This is a genomic window from Aliagarivorans marinus DSM 23064 (assembly GCF_000429485.1).
Lineage (GTDB): Bacteria > Pseudomonadota > Gammaproteobacteria > Enterobacterales > Celerinatantimonadaceae > Aliagarivorans > Aliagarivorans marinus.
On sequence record NZ_KE386907.1, the window covers coordinates 386300 to 403131 of the forward strand.

General features: G+C 53.1%; 17 protein-coding genes. 3 read left to right on the top strand and 14 right to left on the bottom strand.

Translation table 11 applies throughout. The features are described 5' to 3' along the window. Window positions 1–2 precede the first annotated feature (2 nt). The 9 genes from G461_RS0116155 to G461_RS0116195 all read right to left on the bottom strand — a co-directional run bounded on the left by G461_RS0116155 (window position 3) and on the right by G461_RS0116195 (window position 7236). Window positions 3–677, bottom strand: coding sequence for a flagellar basal body L-ring protein FlgH (locus G461_RS0116155; protein ID WP_026972617.1), 675 nt, complete (start codon window positions 675–677; stop codon window positions 3–5). Window positions 678–692: 15 nt separating this feature from the next. After that, window positions 693–1481, bottom strand: a complete 789-nt coding sequence (gene flgG, locus G461_RS0116160) for a flagellar basal-body rod protein FlgG (protein WP_026958027.1) — start codon at window positions 1479–1481, stop codon at window positions 693–695. A 16-nt stretch (window positions 1482–1497) separates the two neighbouring features. Further along, entirely contained in the window at window positions 1498–2244 is a 747-nt protein-coding gene (gene flgF / locus G461_RS0116165; protein ID WP_026958028.1) for a flagellar basal-body rod protein FlgF, read from the bottom strand. A 169-nt stretch (window positions 2245–2413) separates the two neighbouring features. Beyond that, entirely contained in the window at window positions 2414–3766 is a 1353-nt protein-coding gene (flgE, locus tag G461_RS0116170; RefSeq protein WP_026972618.1) for a flagellar hook protein FlgE, read from the bottom strand. Window positions 3767–3797: 31 nt separating this feature from the next. Then, window positions 3798–4472: a flagellar hook assembly protein FlgD gene (locus G461_RS0116175; protein ID WP_026972619.1), complete on the bottom strand. Its 675-nt coding sequence runs from the start codon at window positions 4470–4472 to the stop codon at window positions 3798–3800. A gap of 10 nt (window positions 4473–4482) precedes the next feature. After that, window positions 4483–4905, bottom strand: coding sequence for a flagellar basal body rod protein FlgC (flgC, locus tag G461_RS0116180; RefSeq protein WP_026972620.1), 423 nt, complete (start codon window positions 4903–4905; stop codon window positions 4483–4485). 2 nt (window positions 4906–4907) lie between these two features. Next, window positions 4908–5306: a flagellar basal body rod protein FlgB gene (flgB, locus tag G461_RS0116185; protein WP_026958032.1), complete on the bottom strand. Its 399-nt coding sequence runs from the start codon at window positions 5304–5306 to the stop codon at window positions 4908–4910. Window positions 5307–5470: 164 nt separating this feature from the next. Continuing rightward, window positions 5471–6292 (bottom strand): CheR family methyltransferase, encoded by an 822-nt coding sequence (locus G461_RS0116190; RefSeq protein ID WP_026972621.1) that lies wholly within the window; start codon window positions 6290–6292, stop codon window positions 5471–5473. A gap of 32 nt (window positions 6293–6324) precedes the next feature. Further along, window positions 6325–7236, bottom strand: coding sequence for a chemotaxis protein CheV (locus G461_RS0116195; RefSeq protein WP_026972622.1), 912 nt, complete (start codon window positions 7234–7236; stop codon window positions 6325–6327). A gap of 177 nt (window positions 7237–7413) precedes the next feature. Between G461_RS0116195 and flgA the strand changes: the two genes are divergently transcribed. From flgA to G461_RS0116210, 3 genes are all read left to right on the top strand, one after another. Further along, entirely contained in the window at window positions 7414–8091 is a 678-nt protein-coding gene (gene flgA / locus G461_RS0116200) for a flagellar basal body P-ring formation chaperone FlgA (RefSeq protein WP_026972623.1), read from the top strand. Between the two features lie 88 nt (window positions 8092–8179). After that, the gene (gene flgM, locus G461_RS0116205) at window positions 8180–8497 is read left to right on the top strand and encodes a flagellar biosynthesis anti-sigma factor FlgM (RefSeq protein ID WP_026958036.1); all 318 of its coding nucleotides are present in this window, start codon (window positions 8180–8182) and stop codon (window positions 8495–8497) included. A gap of 12 nt (window positions 8498–8509) precedes the next feature. After that, window positions 8510–8923, top strand: a complete 414-nt coding sequence (locus tag G461_RS0116210) for a flagella synthesis protein FlgN (RefSeq protein WP_026972624.1) — start codon at window positions 8510–8512, stop codon at window positions 8921–8923. Between the two features lie 63 nt (window positions 8924–8986). Here G461_RS0116210 and rluF read toward each other — a convergent pair whose 3' ends face one another. The 5 genes from rluF to G461_RS0116235 all read right to left on the bottom strand — a co-directional run bounded on the left by rluF (window position 8987) and on the right by G461_RS0116235 (window position 16825). Beyond that, the gene (gene rluF, locus G461_RS24495; protein ID WP_084429311.1) at window positions 8987–10132 is read right to left on the bottom strand and encodes a 23S rRNA pseudouridine(2604) synthase RluF; all 1146 of its coding nucleotides are present in this window, start codon (window positions 10130–10132) and stop codon (window positions 8987–8989) included. Window positions 10133–10285: 153 nt separating this feature from the next. Next, on the bottom strand, window positions 10286–10576 hold the full coding sequence (locus tag G461_RS26650; protein ID WP_026972625.1) for a DUF2845 domain-containing protein: 291 nt from the start codon (window positions 10574–10576) through the stop codon (window positions 10286–10288). A 70-nt stretch (window positions 10577–10646) separates the two neighbouring features. After that, a complete protein-coding gene (atzF, locus tag G461_RS0116225) occupies window positions 10647–12395 on the bottom strand; it encodes an allophanate hydrolase (protein WP_026972626.1) in 1749 nt (582 codons plus the stop codon). Further along, window positions 12396–16070, bottom strand: a complete 3675-nt coding sequence (uca, locus tag G461_RS24500; RefSeq protein WP_084429313.1) for an urea carboxylase — start codon at window positions 16068–16070, stop codon at window positions 12396–12398. It abuts the gene before it with no gap. A gap of 110 nt (window positions 16071–16180) precedes the next feature. Beyond that, window positions 16181–16825, bottom strand: coding sequence for an urea amidolyase associated protein UAAP2 (locus tag G461_RS0116235; RefSeq protein WP_026972627.1), 645 nt, complete (start codon window positions 16823–16825; stop codon window positions 16181–16183). Window positions 16826–16832: the final 7 nt, after the last annotated feature.

Genomic DNA, 16832 nt, shown 5'->3' on the forward strand with positions numbered 1-16832 from the left:
GCTTACAGCGGCCACAGCGGGCTGTTAAAGAATTTCGTTAGCCATCCCTTCTGGGTGGTATTGGCAAAATCGCCGGTACCGCCGTACTGGATGCGGGCATTTGCCACACGCAGTGAAGGGATGGTGTTATCAGGACCCACGTCTTCCGGGCGAACAATACCGGTTAGACGAATATATTCGTTACCGTTATTCAACATCAGCCACTTCTCGCCGCTAATCACCAGGTTGCCGTTATTCAGCACTTTCACCACGTTCACCGCGATGGAGCCACTTAGGCTATTACTCTGGGCAGCATCAGCCTCGCCACTAAAGTCGCTGTCACCGGAGTAGCCAAACTGAATAGGCGCTCCATTAATAGTGGCAGGTCCCCATGGCGTGGTGACTTGGCCGACGTTGATATTGTTCGATTTACTGGATTCGTTGGTCGCTGATTTGCTGGCCTGGGTACGCTCTTGCAGGTTGACCACAAGGGTGTCACCCAGGTAGATACCAGTGCGATCAGCATACAAGTCGTTGGCGTAGTTTTCCGTAAATAACGACCCTGTGACCTGCGCATCCATGGCGGGCTCCTCTGGATAAACTGGGGCAAACGCAGGATCGTCAGGCACAATCGCGTTGTTGACACTGGCACAACCGGCTAGACCCAGGCACAACAGAGAAAAGGTTAACTTGTACATACAACACCTCAATGCTTATAGCTGTTGAGTTGCAAAGTTCAGCATCTGATCCACGGTAGAGATAACTTTCGAGTTCATCTCATAGACCCGCTGAGCTTCAATAAGATTGACCAGCTCTTCGGTAACATTCACGTTCGAGGTCTCTAAGGCCCCTTGGTGAATACCACCCAGTCCGTTTTCGGCCGCAATACCCTGTTGAGGGGCACCACTCGAGCCGGTCTCCAAATAAAGGTTTTGTCCCACTGGCTCAAGACCCGCAGGGTTTACAAAATCGGTAATAGTAATCTGACCAATCACCTGGCTTGCCGCCTGACCGGCCACCTGCACACTCACCTCACCGTCTTCACCCACGGTAAAACTTTGCGCATCTTCTGGTACCTGAATCTCAGGCTGCAGCGGGTAGCCAAAGCCCGGAGTCACGATGGTGCCATCTTCGTTAAGCGAGAACTGACCATTGCGGGTGTAGGCAATGTTGCCGTCAGGCATCAAAATCTCGAAAAAGCCACGGCCGTTGATCATTAAATCAAAGGCGTTATCGGTGGTTTGCACGTTACCTTGTTGGTGGTCTTTTTGGGTGGCCACGACTTTGGCACCCACACCAATCATCAAGCCCGAAGGCATGGTGGTGTTTTGCGAAGAACGACCGCCCGGTTGGTTAATGGTTTGGTACAGCAAGTCTTCAAACACGGCGCGGGATTTTTTGTAACCCACGGTGCTGGCATTCGCCAGGTTGTTCGAAATTACCGAAACGTTGGTTTGCTGGGCATCTAACCCTGTTTTACTAATCCAAAGTGCAGGATGCATAATTTACTCCTTGATCCTAGGTTAGACGCAGCAGACTGCTTGCTGCTCGGTCATTCTCATCGGCGGTTTTCATCATTTTGACTTGCATCTCAAACTGCCGCTGTAAACTAATCATGTGGGTCATTTCCTGAACAGGATTGACGTTACTTGCTTCTAACGCGCCTTTAATCACGCCCACGGTGGCATCGGGTACAATGCCTTGGCCATCGGTACGACGGAACAAGCCATCTTCCCCTTTGGTCAACGCCGCATAGTCTGGGCGGCTAAGCTTGATGCGGTTAATCTCTTCCAGCGCGTCAGGCAGTGCGCCTTCAGGGCGGATCTCAACCGTACCGTCTTCGTGGATCTGCAGTTTCTCAACCGGCAGAGGAATGATAATTGGCGCGTCTTGGTTACCCAGTACCGGCTGCCCTGAGCTGGTCTGCAATACCCCGGCTGGCGAGATAGTGAAGTTACCGTTGCGGGTTAGCGCTTCTTGACCGTCTTTATCCTGAATCGAAATCCAACCATCGCCCTTAATAGCAACATCAAGATCTCGACCGGTGGTGCGGATCCCTCCCCCTTCAAAGTTCTGGGTGGGACGCTCGGTCATAGCAAACACCCGAGAAGGCATGCCCGGCCCAAAGGCCTGCATAGTTCTGGCGTTTTCCAAGTCCGCTTTGAAACCGGTGGTATTCGCATTGGCAAGGTTGTTACCCCTTACCGACAGCGAATGCATATTCTGCTTTGCCCCGGTCATCGCGATATACAGCAAGTTGTCCATTTTTTTTCCTTCGTCAAATGACTGACTTTTTTAAGGAAAAATGCAAGCTTGATGCCAAGGAGGGAAAGGAAGAGTAATTACTGGAATTATTTAGGATTTTTAATAACTTACGGCGCCAGAAAAGCAAACGGGAGGCCAAGGCCTCCCGCTATTCATCGCTACCGTCAGATTAACGGATCTGAATGATGGTTTGTTGCAAGGTGGAGTTTACTTCCAGCGCTCGCGAGTTCGCCTGGAAGTTACGCTGGGCGCTAATCAGGTTTACCAGCTGCTCGGTCAGGTTAACGTTGGCCTGCTCTAACGAGGCCGAGTTAATCTTACCAAAGGTACCGGTATTCGCTTCACCGGCAATCGCCTCACCACTTCGTTGAGTTTGCTGCCAAGCGGTGTCGCCAATCTGGCCCAGACCTTGGTTGTTGTTAAACTGAGCCACCGCCACTTTGGCGATATTGGTGGTAGTACCGTTTGAGTAAGAGGCTACCACCAGACCTTCTGGGCTAATGTCGATGCCCGTCAGTTTACCTACGGTAGAACCGTTTTGAGACAAATCACTTACCTCAAAGGCAGAGTTGAACTGGGTTACGTTGCCGTAGTTAAACAACAGCTGTTGGTTTGGATCAACGGAAGCATCCCAAGGAGCACCTGGGACGTTAGCGCCGGGAGTAGTGTCCCCCAGTGGAATTGTTTGAATGATCGCCGGGACGGTATTAATTAACTGGCCCGCACTGTCAAACTCAAGTCTCGCCGATCGGGGAATATCTTGGTTAGGGTTACCAGCTGAAGGAGGATTTGGACCACCAACGCTGTTGTCATCACCATTTTCGATATCGACTGGCTGACCATTAATGTACACCACCTTGTGCCATGTATTTGTCAGGGTATCATCTTTGATAAAATAGGTTTCAGTAACATGCGCGCCACCAAGGCTATCGTATACGGTAACTGAAGTTGCAGAAGTATAAGTGTCGCTATCAGCAGGGTTGAAATCAGAAATGTCGTGTGTTGTACCACCTGCAGGTAGGTTGAAGCTCATACCAATATCAGTGGTCATGGTAGGCGTACCTACCTCAGCACTGATCTGAATCGGCTTAGTCGCAGCCATACTCACCGCAGAAGGCGTACCACTGGCATTTACGGTATAGCCTTGCAGGAAATCGCCCTGAGAGTTAACAATAAAGTTCTCTGAGTTCAGCTTAAAGGCACCAGCACGGGTAAACTCGCGAGTCTGAGTGGTTAGGTCAGACGCGGTAACAAAGAAGCCTTCGCCGCTAATCGCCAAATCCAGCGAGTTCTGGGTGAACTGCAAGCTACCCTGTTGGAACTGCTGGGCCACATCAATGGTTTTTACACCGTTACCTACCGCGGTTTGGGCGTTGGTAAAAATCGAGGTGGCGTACACGTCAGCAAACTCAGCACGCGACTCTTTAAAGCCGACGGTGTTAACGTTCGCGATGTTATTCGCGGTAACGTCCAGATCTTTTTGCGAGGCGTTTACCCCACTTAGAGCGATATTAAATGACATCTCTCAATCTCCTATCTTTCTTTTATTGGGGTTATCCCTTCGCGACTTCCAGCACATCATTCATAGAGATGCCGCCCAAGCCATTTAGATTCACTACTACACCCGAGGTCGAACTGCCCAGGCTCACGCTACCCACATCTGCATAGGTAGCCGTTGGCAAAGAGGTTTGCTTGCCACCTTGGGTTGCCGATACCGTTACGTTGTAAATACCTGCTGGAGCGGCGCTGCCGTCGGCCAGTGTGCCGTCCCACTCAAATTTAAGGTTACCGGCGCCGCCTTCCATCGGAATGGTTGCCACCGTCTCACCCACGCTGTTCTCGACGGTAACGCTCACGTTACTGGCATCTGAGCTGGCCACTGCCACACCCGAGAAGCCTGTGCCATCGCTATAGCCGTAATCCAGCGGTACCAATACTTGTTGGCCTACCAAGGTGGATGCTTGCAACGCGGCTTGAGAGTTCATAATGGAGTTCAAATCATCCATTTTCTTGCCAAGCTCAACGATCCCTTCCGAGGTTTGGAAAGACGACATCTGGGCAATCATCTCGGCGTTATCCACCGGTTTACTCGGGTCTTGGTATTGCAACTGGGTGGTCAGCAGTGAGAAGAAGTCTTCTTGATCGAGCTGCTGGCTCTGCTGCTCCGGAACAATCGATTCCGGCTCCCAATACAATCCACTATTTTGAAGAGGTGATACTGTTGACACGCCCTACTCCTTAACTGTTACCGCGACCAAGGGTCAAGGTGCTGTTTAGCATCTGCTTAGCTGCTTCGGTGACCTGAACGTTTGCCTGATAGTTGCGCGAGGCACTCATCATGTCGGCCATCTCTTCAATCACATTCACATTCGGTTTGAAGATGTAGCCTTCTTCATTGGCCAGCGGGTGCTCGGGGTAATACTCCATACGCAGCGGCGCATCGCTCTCAACGATACCGGCCACTTGTACACCCACAGAATCAGCACTGTGCTGGGCGTTTTGCAGCTCAGCGGCAAACACCGGCTTACGAGCACGGTAGGTACCCTCGGCGCTGTTGCTAATCGAATCAGCGTTTGCCAAGTTACTGGCGGTGGTATTCAATCGAACAGATTGCGCCTTCATCGCTGAAGCACTTACATCAAATACTCTGAAAAAACTCATGATTACTGTCCTTTAATTGACTTTTGCAAACCACTGAACTTGGAATTCAGGAAGGTAATACCCGCTTGGTACTCCAAACCGTTCTGCATAAACATGGCCTTCTCCTGCTGCATATCGACAGTGTTGCCGTCACCGGTGTCAGGCTGATCGGGAACCCGGTAGCCTTGGTCCAGAGGACGCATCTTGCCAGCAGTCAGGTGGCCTTCATGGGTAGTCGCTAACCGAAAGGCTTGCTGCCCACTCTTGGCCTGTGCCATCGCTTTTTTGAAGTCAATGTCTTGCGCTTTGTAATGTGGGGTATCGGCGTTGGCGATGTTACTCGCTAGCACTTCTGAGCGGCGGGCTCGCACGCCAATTGTGTGTTGATGCACGCCTAGTGCTTTATCAAATGAAATTGCCATAGTTACCTCACATTATGTCTCGAGGTATATCTAGCAACCGTTATGCCAAGTTTTATTGACGCCGTATTTCTGGGGGTTTAGAAGGATGTGCCGCCTACCCTAGTCTGGTGAAGGACGGGTGAAGCGGCAAGGGGCGGCAAACATTGCCCCTGATGGGTAATCGCTTATTTAAGCTTGTAAACAATGCCCGGGTGGCAACGGATCATCTCAAAGGCATCGGTCAGGCCGGTAATCGACTCCGACGCCCCAAGCATCAAGTAGCCGCCGGGGTTTAGGGCCTTTGCAAACTGATTGAGGATTTTCGATTTCACTTCGGCGTTAAAGTAGATCAGTACATTGCGGCAAAAGATAATGTCGAACTTGCCCATTAGCGCATAGCTATCCAGCAAGTTTAGGGCCCGAAAGTTTACGTGCTGCTTAACTTTCGCATTCACCTGATAACGACCATTATCGGCAGGTTCAAAAAACTGACGCTTGCGCTCCGGCGATAATCCACGGTTAAGCGCCAAAGAATCGTAGATCCCCTGTTTACAGTGATCGAGCATCGATGGAGAAATATCAGTTCCCACCACCTGCACACCCTTAATCATGCCAGGCCGCTTACTTTGGAACTCCATCGCAGACATCACGATAGAGTAAGGCTCCTGCCCCGACGAGCACGCCGCAGACCAGATCTTAACCGGCCGCGCCAAGCCTTTAAACTCGGGCAGTAGCTTTTCGCCTAATAACTGGAAGGGGTATGTATCACGGAACCACAGCGTTTCATTGGTGGTCATTGCATCGACTACCGCAGCACGCAAATCGCGTTCTCGCAAGCTCATCGAGCGCTGAACCAGCTCATTCAAGCTGGCAATGTCGAACTTAGCCATTAACGGCGAAAGACGACTTTTTACCAGGTACTGCTTATTTGCCCCCAAAACAATTCCGCACTGCTGTTCCAGGAACGCACAGAACTGTTTGTAGACATCTTCGGTTATATTTCTCAAGATGCGGAATTCCGAAACTTAGGCATTAACATCTATATAGACTTACGCACGGCGGCGGCAAGTTCATCTGGGTTAAACTTCGCGATAAAGTCGTTGGCCCCTACTTTTGTCACCATCGCCTGGTTGAACACACCACTAAGCGAGGTATGCAAAATAATGTGCAGGTCTTTTAAATCAGGGTTGGCGCGTACCTCTGCAGTGAGGGTATAACCATCCATCTCTGGCATTTCGATATCCGATATCACCAAGGCAATCTGATCTGTAATCGGCGCGTCTTGCGCCATCTTTAGCAACATATCGAGCGCATCTCGCCCATCTTTGCAAAGCAGCACATCGACACCTAGTGACACAACGGCCTTTTTAACCTGATTCCTCGCCACCGATGAGTCATCAACCACCAAGATTTTCTTGTCCAGCTGAACGTTCTCTGCCGCTTCTTTGACGATCTCTTCGCTTACTGTGGTATCAACCGGCGAGATCTCATCAAGAATTTTTTCTACATCTAAGATAGAAACAAGCTCGTTGTCGACCTCAGTAACAGCCGTTAGGTAGTTAAACTTACCCGCGCCTTGTGGCGGTGGCAGAATATCTTCCCAGTTCATATTTACGATGCGCTCAACCGAATCGACCAAGAAGCCTTGTACGCTGCGGTTGTACTCAGAGATAACAATGAAGCACTTGCTCAAGTCTTTGATGGCTGGGCCGCCGGTTGCAAGGCTGAGGTCGATAACCGAGATGGTTTGCCCACGGATATGAGCAACCCCACGAATAACAGAATTCAACTTAGGTAAGGCTGTTAAAGGGGGGCATTGCAGCACCTCTTTTACTTTGAACACGTTAATGCCATAACGCTGACGCCCAACCAATTTAAACAGCAACAGCTCTAAGCGGTTTTGCCCGACGAGTTGCGTACGCTGATTAACTGAATCCAGAATCCCGGCCATATTAAAGGTCTCTCCTGACTAAACAAGGCACCAAATTTGCAAGCCCCTTGTTGATTTCATCGTCCATGCTCAGAACGTCGAGTCTTTGACGAAGATGTTCGTTCAATGTGTTGCAGACTACCTAAGCATAGACAAAAACCAAAGGGCTTTTAGTGATTTATCGGAATCAGTGCGGATATGATTAATTTTTTAGTGGTTGTCGCTGGTCTTTTAACCAGTTTCGTTAGCTTCGCCTCTGACAAGCATGTAGAGCTGCAATCTCGTGCCGAAGCCTTTGTGGCGGAGTTCGTCGATCAAGACCCCGCTACCAAAACAGAGCTCACCGCCAACACCCTCGACCCGCGCACCCAAATCATTGACTGCCCTTCAGATTTTCAATTTGAGCTGGCCAGCGGCGAAGTGCGCCGTAACACCAGTGTGCTAGTTACCTGTGCTGAAGACATTAATTGGCGACTCTATATTCCGGTGCGCATCACCCAGTTAGTTGCGGCGGTCACGGTGGTCAAAAATCTCGACCCTGGCACCACCCTCGACGCATCAACACTTGAACTCAGCTACGTGCCAAGCAACCTGGCTCGTGGCAACTACTATATAGACCCATCCGATCTGTTCGGCGCTAAGGTGAAACGACAGCTGCGCAAAGACCGCGTAATTACCGGCCGCGACATCTGCATTGTTTGCAAAGACGACATCGTCAATATCTCTGCAGGCGTAGGCGGGCTTAGCGTTTCGACCGAAGGGACAGCTTTGTCTGACGGCAGCTTGGGTGATAACATACGCATCAGAAACAACCAGTCACAGCGCATCGTTACAGGGCGTGTTGTCGGGTTGGGCCGGGTCAGCGTTAATTTTTAGGTTTTTCTCAAAAAAGTAGTAAAGTTAATTGAGGCAAGGCCGATAGCTTTACTGAATACGAAGTACATATAAACTGTGGGGCGCCATAATGGCTATCAATATTAACAACTTAAGCGGAAACCGCCCAAACCAGCTCGATACCAATCGAAGCGCTGAAAAAGGACAGCCAGGCCTAGATAAAGCCGAGGCAAAAGGGTCTACCGCCGCCCAGGATTCAGTAATGCTGACCGACGAAGCTCAACAACTGACTCGTATTCAGCAGAATTTACTTAGCGATCCAGCTAACCGTAGTGAGAAGGTTGAAGCGCTCAAGCAAGCCGTGGCTGACGGCAGCTACAAAGTCGATGCCGACCAAGTAGCCAAGAAAATGGGCGCTTTCGAAGGCGAACTCAATAAAGTTTTCTAATCGGCCTTGGTGATGTTAAGTAAGCTACTGGATACTCAAGAGCAGCAACTCACGTTGCTGCTTTCCTTGTTGGAAAAAGAAAATCAATCACTGGTTCAAGACGACATGAGCCAGCTACAAGCCGTCACCAAGCAAAAACACGAACTGCTCGACGCCATCCAACAAACCGACCAAACCCTCGCCCAACACGCCGAACAGCTAAAAACCGACAGCGATCTCGCCAAACGCGTTGAAGTGCTCCAATCCCTGCTGAGCGAATGCCAACAGCATAACGAAGTCAACGGCGCGCTAGTTAACGAAAGCCAAGAGAATGTAGAGCAATTACGCCGCGTCGTAGACCAACTACGTTTCGAAGGCACGTCTACCTATGACAAAGATGGTAAGAAGCATTCCAGTCAGCGCTCGGGGCGTGGGTTTAAGGCTTAGTCATTAAACCATTTTCGATCTAAGAAGGGATGGCAATGCCATCCCTTTTGTCATTCTAAGCCACTACTTTGGTTTTCTTTTGAGACTCAGCGTATTGTCGCCACTCTTCTTCGGTTTAACCTTTGGAACTGCGCTTTTTGCATTGGGGTTTACATACACCTTTTTACTTGGCTTGTTGCCACCTTTGTTGGTGGATGCCCCACCCGCTTTACCGTCTGAGTGTTTGCGTTCAGGTCGCTCCGATTCCTTGTTCCAGCTCTTGGCTTTGTTGTCATCGTTACGGCTAAATGACTTGCCTCGGTTGTCATTTTTACCGCTGCGGCGTTTGTCTGCATCTGAGCGGGTGCTTTCGTTATGAGAACGGTTGCCCTTTTGCGCTAGTGCGCCACGTCCCTCACCTTGGCCACTTGGACGGCGGGGGTTGCCACTGCGCTCGCCTTGCTTGGGCTTGTTGCGCTTCACTTCGCGCGATTTAGCGGGATCGGCAGTACCGGTTGAGTGGGCGACGGCTGCGTTTAGCTCGGCCATCTCTTGCTCGGTGAGGTCGCGCCACTGACCGGACTTCAAGCCCTTAAGGTCGATATGCATGATGCGCGAACGTTTAAGCTGGGTGACTTCGTAGCCCAGGTGCTCGCACATTCGACGGATCTGGCGGTTAAGGCCTTGGGTAAGAACGATTTTGAACTGGAACTTACCCGCCGGGGTCACCACGCAAGGTTTGGTGATGGTGCCAAGGATCGGCACGCCACGGCTCATCCGTTCGACAAAACGCTCTGAGATCGGTTTGTCTACGGTGACCAGATACTCTTTGTCGTGGGCATTCTCGGCGCGCAGGATCTTGTTGACGATATCGCCATCGGAGGTCAGTAGAATGAGGCCCTCAGACGGCTTATCCAAACGGCCAATCGGGAAGATCCGCTGCTTATGGCCAATCGCATCAATGATGTTGCCACGTACATCGCGCTCGGTGGTACAGGTGATGCCTACCGGTTTGTTATAAGCGATGTAAACGCGGTCACGCTTATCGGCAGCAGTCGCTTTAATCGGCTTGCCATCTACCTCAACACTATCGCCGGGCTGAACCTTGGTCCCCAGCTCCGGGCGCTGACCATTAATGGTGACACGGCGTTGCTCAATCAGCTTGTCGGCTTCTCGGCGTGAACAGTAACCGGACTCACTGATAAATTTGTTGAGGCGTTTTTCTGACATGGTAATCGGCTGTAGCTACTTAGTTGGTGCGGGAGTGTAGAGTATATAAGGTGGGAAAGAAACTGGTTTGACATAGATAGCCGGTTAACGCTTATTGAAAGGAAAACGGGCATAAAAACGCCCTACTCTTTTGCTGGATAGCCAGTGAAAGAATCAGCGCCGACTTAGTTCAATCTTTGAGACCGAGCCAGCTCTTACGGTTATATAGGTTTTCTTGTTTGCCACCTTATAGAACAGCGTCTCGACTTTTATCTCTGCGCCACCGCCTGTTAGCTCTTCGCGGGCTAGAGGTGTTCCACAGCTATCAAGCACATCAAACAAGCTACTGCCTTGCCTTATCCACGTTCCACTGCAATTCACATTAGATACTTCGTGGCGCTGAGTAGCGTAAGCATTGAGCCCCAGAATGAGGCCACTGACCAAAAGCAAAGCCCGCCCTGTCATAGCTGATAGCCTTAGTTGCTGATAGTTGTGCACCCACTATAGCCTAGCAGCAACCAATGGAGATTTGCTTTTAGTTAAGCGAGGCGAGATATGCCCGCCAACCACCAAACTCACTAATATCAGTCGCGCCGAGAGCACCAATCGCCTCACAGATAAAACCGGTTACCCATCGCCCGTCGGCCAGCTCTACCTTGCCGAGCCCCAGTGGCGCAGGAATGCCCGCAAGGAAATCGCCGACTCGCGCTTGGGGCAGCTGCCATAACTCCATCGCAATCGACTGGCCGCCCTCTTCTACCCGTACCATGCCGGGCCGCGCGGGGCCATCTCCGGCAAGCGCATAGAACTTGTAGGCAGCGGCACTTTGGCACTTCTCCAGCAAACTGGCACCGCGCTCCAATAGCTGATGATTAAGCGCCAGCCCTTCTAGGTGGGCGCCACAGACCGCTACGGTCATCATGCCTTGCTCTTCAGCAGATAACGGCTGCTGACTCTCAAAACAACGGGCGATTTGCAGTAACTTGTCGTCGCTGCCCGCCGCTGCAAACAGCGTAATACCGAAGGGCATACCGCCATCGCTTGATGAATCGGGGATCGCTACTGCCGCATAGTCCAGCAGGTTCATAAAGTTGGTGTAGTAACCGAGGTTGCTATTGAGCTCGATGGGGTTAGCCTCAAGCTCTGCAATGGTGTAGATGTTCCCGGCAGTTGGGGTGAGCATCAGGTCCAGCTCACTGAGTTGCTTGTCGCAGCGCTTTTTAAGCGCTTGTAGCTGGTAGCTGGCTTTAAAGGCATCTACGGCAGAGTGTTCGGTCGCGCCACCAACAATGGTTTGGATGACCGGCAGGCAGCGACTGGCGTCGGCTTCGAAGAACTCCTGAATGGCTGCGTAGCGCTCGGCCACCCACGGGCCTTGATAGAGTAGCCTTGCAGCATCGAGGAAGTCTTGGAAGTCCACCTCAACCAGCTCGGCGCCCAGTGCGGCAAAGTCTTGCTTGGCTTTTTCAAAGCGTTCGGCGAAAACACTGTTGCCGAAAAAAGCCAGTTGAGCTTTCTTCGGAACGCCAACGCGCAGCTTGCCGCTGCCACCAGCCGCGCTTATCGGTGCCGGCAATTTCTCACGGGCATAGCTGTCAGCCTCATCGTACTGTCCGGCAATAGGCAACAGGGTTTGAATATCTTCAACCCCATGGGCGAACAAGGTCACGCAGTCGAGGCTGCGACACGCGGGCACCACGCCCGAACAGCTAAGCAGGCCCTTGGAGGCCTTCATGCCCACCAAGCGGTTAAAGGCGGCGGGCACGCGGCCTGAGCCTGCGGTGTCGGTGCCCAATGAGAACAGCACCTGTTTTAGCGCCACCGATACTGCCGAGCCAGAGCTGGAACCGCCTGACACATAATTTGGGTCGATACTGTTCTTACAGGCGCCATAGGGGCTGCGCACGCCCACTAACCCAGTAGCAAATTGATCGAGGTTGGTTTTACCGAGCGGCACTGCACCGGCTTCTATTAGCTTGGCGACGACAAAGGCCGAGTCGCTTGGCTCATAGGCATAGTCCGGGCAACCCGCTGTGGTTGGAAGGCCGGCTAGATCGATATTATCTTTGATAGCAAAGGGCACACCATAGAGCGGTTTGTCGGCTGGGCTGTAGTGGCTGAGATCGAAGATAAACGCTTCCAAGCGAGACTCGCCAATCAGGCTGATCCAGCAGTTGTTCTGATCGTTATGGGCGGCGCGCCACTGCTGACGCAGGTAGTCGGCAACTTGCAGTTCACCGCTTTGATAAGCCGCCAACAGGGCTTTGATTGAAGTAAATTCCATTTAAATGCATTCCTTTTGTATGGCGTTCTTGTTTGAGTGTTCTGCCGCTAAACTGCCAGCGCTCTGCTCTTTAACAGACTGCTCCATCACAAACAGTCGCTGTCCGGCTTTGATCTGCGCCCCACTCTCTCGCTCTATGCTCACCACAACGCCAGCTTGTGGCGCCAGCACCTCGATTTCCATTTTCATCGCCTCTAAGATCATCAGCGGCTGTCCGGCTTCGACCTGCTCGCCGCTTTCTACCAGCACCTTCCACACATTACCGGCGAGCTGGCTATCTACGGCGAACTGATCGTCGTTAAGCTGGGCTTGGTCGTCCTCTGGGGCTTGGGTGTCTTGCTCGACCACGAAGTTGGCTTGGCCAGTTTCCTCCCAGCGCTGCCGCTCCGCTTCAAAGGCCTGCTGCTGCTTGGTCTTAAAGTCACTAATACTTTGCTGCTCTGAATCCAGCAGCGCTTGGTACTCGCTTAATCCAAAGCTGGTTTGCTCAACCTTGAGGGCGAAATCACCACGGGGGAAATCGCGACGGATCTGCTTGAGCTCCTCGCCAGACACCGGATAAAAGCGGATCTGGTCGAAAAAGCGCAGCAGCCAAGGCTTGCTAAAGGCCTCACCGCGCTGGTACTTGTTCCACATTTGCAGGGTACGCCCAACAAACTGGTAGCCGCCGGGGCCTTCCATGCCATACACACACAGATAGGCGCCGCCAATACCCACCGCATTCTCCGGTGTCCAGGTACGCGCCGGATTGTACTTGGTGGTCACCAAGCGATGGCGCGGGTCGATTGGCGTGGCAACCGGCGCACCGAGGTAAACATCCCCCAGTCCCATCACCAGGTAGCTGGCATCAAACACGATCTGTTTGACCTGTTCCATGCTTTCCAGACCATTGATCCGGCGGATGAACTCGATGTTGTCCGGGCACCAAGGCGCATCTTTACGCACCACTTCATCGTATTTTTGGATGGCCAAGCGGGTCGCCTCGTCATCCCAAGAAAGCGGCAAATGCACGATGCGCGAGGGTAGCCGCAAGGATGACACATCACCAAGCTCCGCTTCCGCCTTCTCGAGCACTTCTAGTAGCTGGCTGCGCGGCAAGCTTAGGTTGTCATAGTGTATCTGCAGCGAGCGAATACCCGGGGTTAGCTCCTGCACGCCCGGTAGCGCCCACTCCTGCAGTTTCAGCAACAGGGCGTGGGCGCGGAAACGCAGTTTAATATCGAGGATCTGCTCGCCGTATTCCACCAACAGGTAGTCCTCGCCGCTTGGGCGGTAGACCACCTTCTCGCCATACTGGGCCTTATCCAAGGATTTGATGATCGGGGAGCGTAACTCGCTGGCCGGTAAAGCCAGCTCGTCGCCACTTAGCTGTGCGAGCTGTTTAAGCTGGGCACGTTCAGCGCGCTCGGCATCACTCAAGCTGACCGGGCTAAAGCGCACCTTATCGCCCGCTTTAAGCTGGCCCATCTTCCAAAGATCCGCCTTGATAATGGTCGCTGGGCAAACAAAGCCGCCCAAGCTGGGGCCGTCGGGGCCCAAGATCACCGGCATATCCCCGGTAAAATCGATGGTGCCGACCGCGTAGGCATTGTCGTGGATGTTTGAAGGATGCAAACCCGCCTCGCCGCCATCGCTGCGCGCCCACTCGGGCTTAGGACCAATTAGGCGAACGCCGGTGCGCGAGGAGTTAAAGTGCACCTCCCACTCGGCCGCAAAGAACTCGCTGATATCCTGTTCGGTGAAAAAGTCTGGCGCGCCGTGGGGGCCATAGATAACCCGAATATCCCACTCTCGTTCAATCACAGGGGCGCTAAGGGTTTGGCCGTAGTCCGGCTCAGCGTCATAGGCATTTAGGTGCATTACGTCACCGGCCAACAAGGCACGGCCAGCGTGACCGCCAAACTGCCCCAAGGTGAAGGTGGAGCGACTGCCCAGATACTCGGGGCAATCGATGCCGCCGGCAAACAGCAGATAGCTACGCGCGCCCTGCTCGCCTACTTGGCCAAGGCTCAAGGTTTGCCCGGCTTCGACCCGAATCACTTGCCACATGGCCAGCGCTTCGCCGTCTAATTTGGCGCTGATCGGCGCGCCGCTAACCACGATATGGCAATCGCTGTTAAAGCGCAGGGTTGGGCCGCTCACCGCAATCTCCAAACCCGCGCTAGACTCGGTGTTGCCCAACAGCTGATTACCGAGGCGGAAGCTTAGATTGTCCATCGGGCCACTTGGTGGTACGCCCACGTCCCAGTAGCCGACACGACCGGGCATATCTTGGATGGTGGTTTGGGTACCGCCGCTTAACACATCCACGCTTAGCGGCCGGTAGTTAAAATGATTCAAGCTGCTGGTGAGTACCTCGCCTTGCTCTACCGCAGGTTCGGTTAATAGCTGGCGCAGGTAGCGCAGGTTGTGCTCCAAGCCATACAGCTCGCTGTTATCGAGCAGCTCGCACAAGCCGCTTAAGGCTTTGGCGCGCGACTCGCTATGTACCATCAACTTGGCTAACATGGGGTCGAACAGCGGGCTGACTTCCAGCCCGGGCTCAATCCAGCTATCGATACGCAGATGGCCATCGGCCACCGAATCCGGCCAGCTTAGGTGGCTAATCAGCCCCGCGCAGGGCTGGAACTGCTTGTTGGGATCTTCGGCATACAAGCGTAGCTGGATGGCATGACCGCAGGCTTTGGCCTGCTCGGCCTGCTGCCAACTTACTTGATGCTCGCCGCAGCCCAGTTCCAGCATCAAGCGCACGATATCAACGCCGAACACCAGCTCGGTCACGCCATGCTCCACCTGTAGGCGGGTGTTCATCTCAAGGAAGTAAAACTGCTGGGCGTCTTGGTCGAATACAAACTCCACCGTACCCGCGCTGCGATAGTTCACCAGCTTGGCCAGGCGCACCGCAGTGCTATGCAGCTGGCTGCGCAGGGCATCGCTTAGGTTGGGTGCTGGCGTCTCTTCAATGACTTTCTGGTTGCGCCGCTGGGCGGAGCAGTCGCGCTCACCCAAGGCTAGTACGCCGCCTTGCCCATCGCCGACGATTTGCACCTCGATGTGGCGGGCCGCCACAATGAACTTCTCTAAGAACACGCCGCCATGACTGAAGTTGTTCTCACTTAAGCGCACCACCGAGTCAAAGGCCTGACTCAAGGTTTGTGCATCGTCGCAGCGCTGCATGCCAATACCGCCGCCACCGGCAGTGCTTTTTAGCATCACCGGATAGCCGATCCGCTCGGCCTCTTGCAGCGCATCTTCCAGCTTATCCAACAGGGGCGTGCCGGGTACCAAGGGCACCTTGGCTTGCTCGGCCAGCGCACGGGCCTGGTGTTTCAGGCCAAAGCTGCGCATCTGCTCGCCGGTTGGGCCTAAAAAGACAATGGAGGCGGCCTCACAGGCTTCAACGAATTCAGGGTTTTCACTCAAAAAACCATAGCCGGGATGAATCGCCTCGGCGCCGGTGTCTTTGGCAATCTGGATAATCCGCTGCTGGTTGAGGTAGGTATCGGAGACAGAACCTTCACCCAAACAAACTGCCTCGCTGGCTTGGCGCACATGCAGGCTGTCAGCATCGGCTTGGTGATAAATGGCCACACTGGCAATGCCTAAGCTTTCCAGGGTACGGATAATTCGGCAGGCAATCGCACCGCGATTGGCAATCAGAACTTTTTTAAACATGAGAGTTGGCTCATTAGCCGGGTCGTCCCGGCGGAAACCTTGGCCTTGCTAGGGTCGTCCCCGGCCTTTTGATTTATTGAGTACCGTTAGTCTGTTTACCATCGGCCAGACTAGGCCGCATCCCACACCAGCACTTCGATGGGTGTAGGGTTGTAGGCATTACATGGGTTATTCAGCTGTGGACAGTTGGAGATCAGCACGATTACGTCCATCTTGGCTTCCATCTCCACGTACTTGCCCGGCGCGCTGATGCCATCTTCAAAGGTCAGGCCGCCCTCTTCGGTGATCGGCACATTCATAAAGAAGTTCACATTATGGGTCAGGTCGCGCTTGCTCAGGCCATACTCGGGGTTTTCGGTCACTGCCAACAGCCATGAGTCGCGGCAGGCGTGCATGCAGCGCTTCTCCAGTGCATAGCGCACGGTGTTACTCTCGGTAGAACAGGCGCCGCCCAAGGTGTCGTGACGACCGCAGGTGTCGGCGACGATCTCCAGCAGCGGATTGCCTAAGTTAGTGAGCAGAGTCGAACCGGTACTGAGATAGGCTTGGCCTTGCTCGCGCAAAGTGTCCATGGCACTGTAACGCTCGGCGGTATCCTCGGCGGAGTAGAACAGGCAGTCGGCGGCTTGGTTGCCCTCTAAATCGAGAATGCGAAAACGCTGGCCTTTTTTTACCACCTTGAAGTAGTAATCACCGGCATCGACCACATCGCGAACCACTGCATCGACCGGTTTTAGTGTGCTTTCCTTAATCATGATTGGC

What these genes read in the sequence shown, in the direction of transcription:
- G461_RS0116155 (WP_026972617.1), bottom strand. Translation starts at nt 677, where the DNA reads ATGTACAAGTTAACCTTTTCTCTGTTGTGCCTGGGTCTAGCCGGTTGT.
- flgG (WP_026958027.1), bottom strand. Translation starts at nt 1,481, where the DNA reads ATGCATCCTGCACTTTGGATTAGTAAAACAGGGTTAGATGCCCAGCAA.
- flgF (WP_026958028.1), bottom strand. Translation starts at nt 2,244, where the DNA reads ATGGACAACTTGCTGTATATCGCGATGACCGGGGCAAAGCAGAATATG.
- flgE (WP_026972618.1), bottom strand. Translation starts at nt 3,766, where the DNA reads ATGTCATTTAATATCGCTCTAAGTGGGGTAAACGCCTCGCAAAAAGAT.
- flgC (WP_026972620.1), bottom strand. Translation starts at nt 4,905, where the DNA reads ATGAGTTTTTTCAGAGTATTTGATGTAAGTGCTTCAGCGATGAAGGCG.
- flgB (WP_026958032.1), bottom strand. Translation starts at nt 5,306, where the DNA reads ATGGCAATTTCATTTGATAAAGCACTAGGCGTGCATCAACACACAATT.
- G461_RS0116195 (WP_026972622.1), bottom strand. Translation starts at nt 7,236, where the DNA reads ATGGCCGGGATTCTGGATTCAGTTAATCAGCGTACGCAACTCGTCGGG.
- flgA (WP_026972623.1), top strand. Translation starts at nt 7,414, where the DNA reads ATGATTAATTTTTTAGTGGTTGTCGCTGGTCTTTTAACCAGTTTCGTT.
- flgM (WP_026958036.1), top strand. Translation starts at nt 8,180, where the DNA reads ATGGCTATCAATATTAACAACTTAAGCGGAAACCGCCCAAACCAGCTC.
- G461_RS0116210 (WP_026972624.1), top strand. Translation starts at nt 8,510, where the DNA reads ATGTTAAGTAAGCTACTGGATACTCAAGAGCAGCAACTCACGTTGCTG.
- rluF (WP_084429311.1), bottom strand. Translation starts at nt 10,132, where the DNA reads ATGTCAGAAAAACGCCTCAACAAATTTATCAGTGAGTCCGGTTACTGT.
- G461_RS26650 (WP_026972625.1), bottom strand. Translation starts at nt 10,576, where the DNA reads ATGACAGGGCGGGCTTTGCTTTTGGTCAGTGGCCTCATTCTGGGGCTC.
- atzF (WP_026972626.1), bottom strand. Translation starts at nt 12,395, where the DNA reads ATGGAATTTACTTCAATCAAAGCCCTGTTGGCGGCTTATCAAAGCGGT.
- uca (WP_084429313.1), bottom strand. Translation starts at nt 16,070, where the DNA reads ATGTTTAAAAAAGTTCTGATTGCCAATCGCGGTGCGATTGCCTGCCGA.
- G461_RS0116235 (WP_026972627.1), bottom strand. Translation starts at nt 16,825, where the DNA reads ATGATTAAGGAAAGCACACTAAAACCGGTCGATGCAGTGGTTCGCGAT.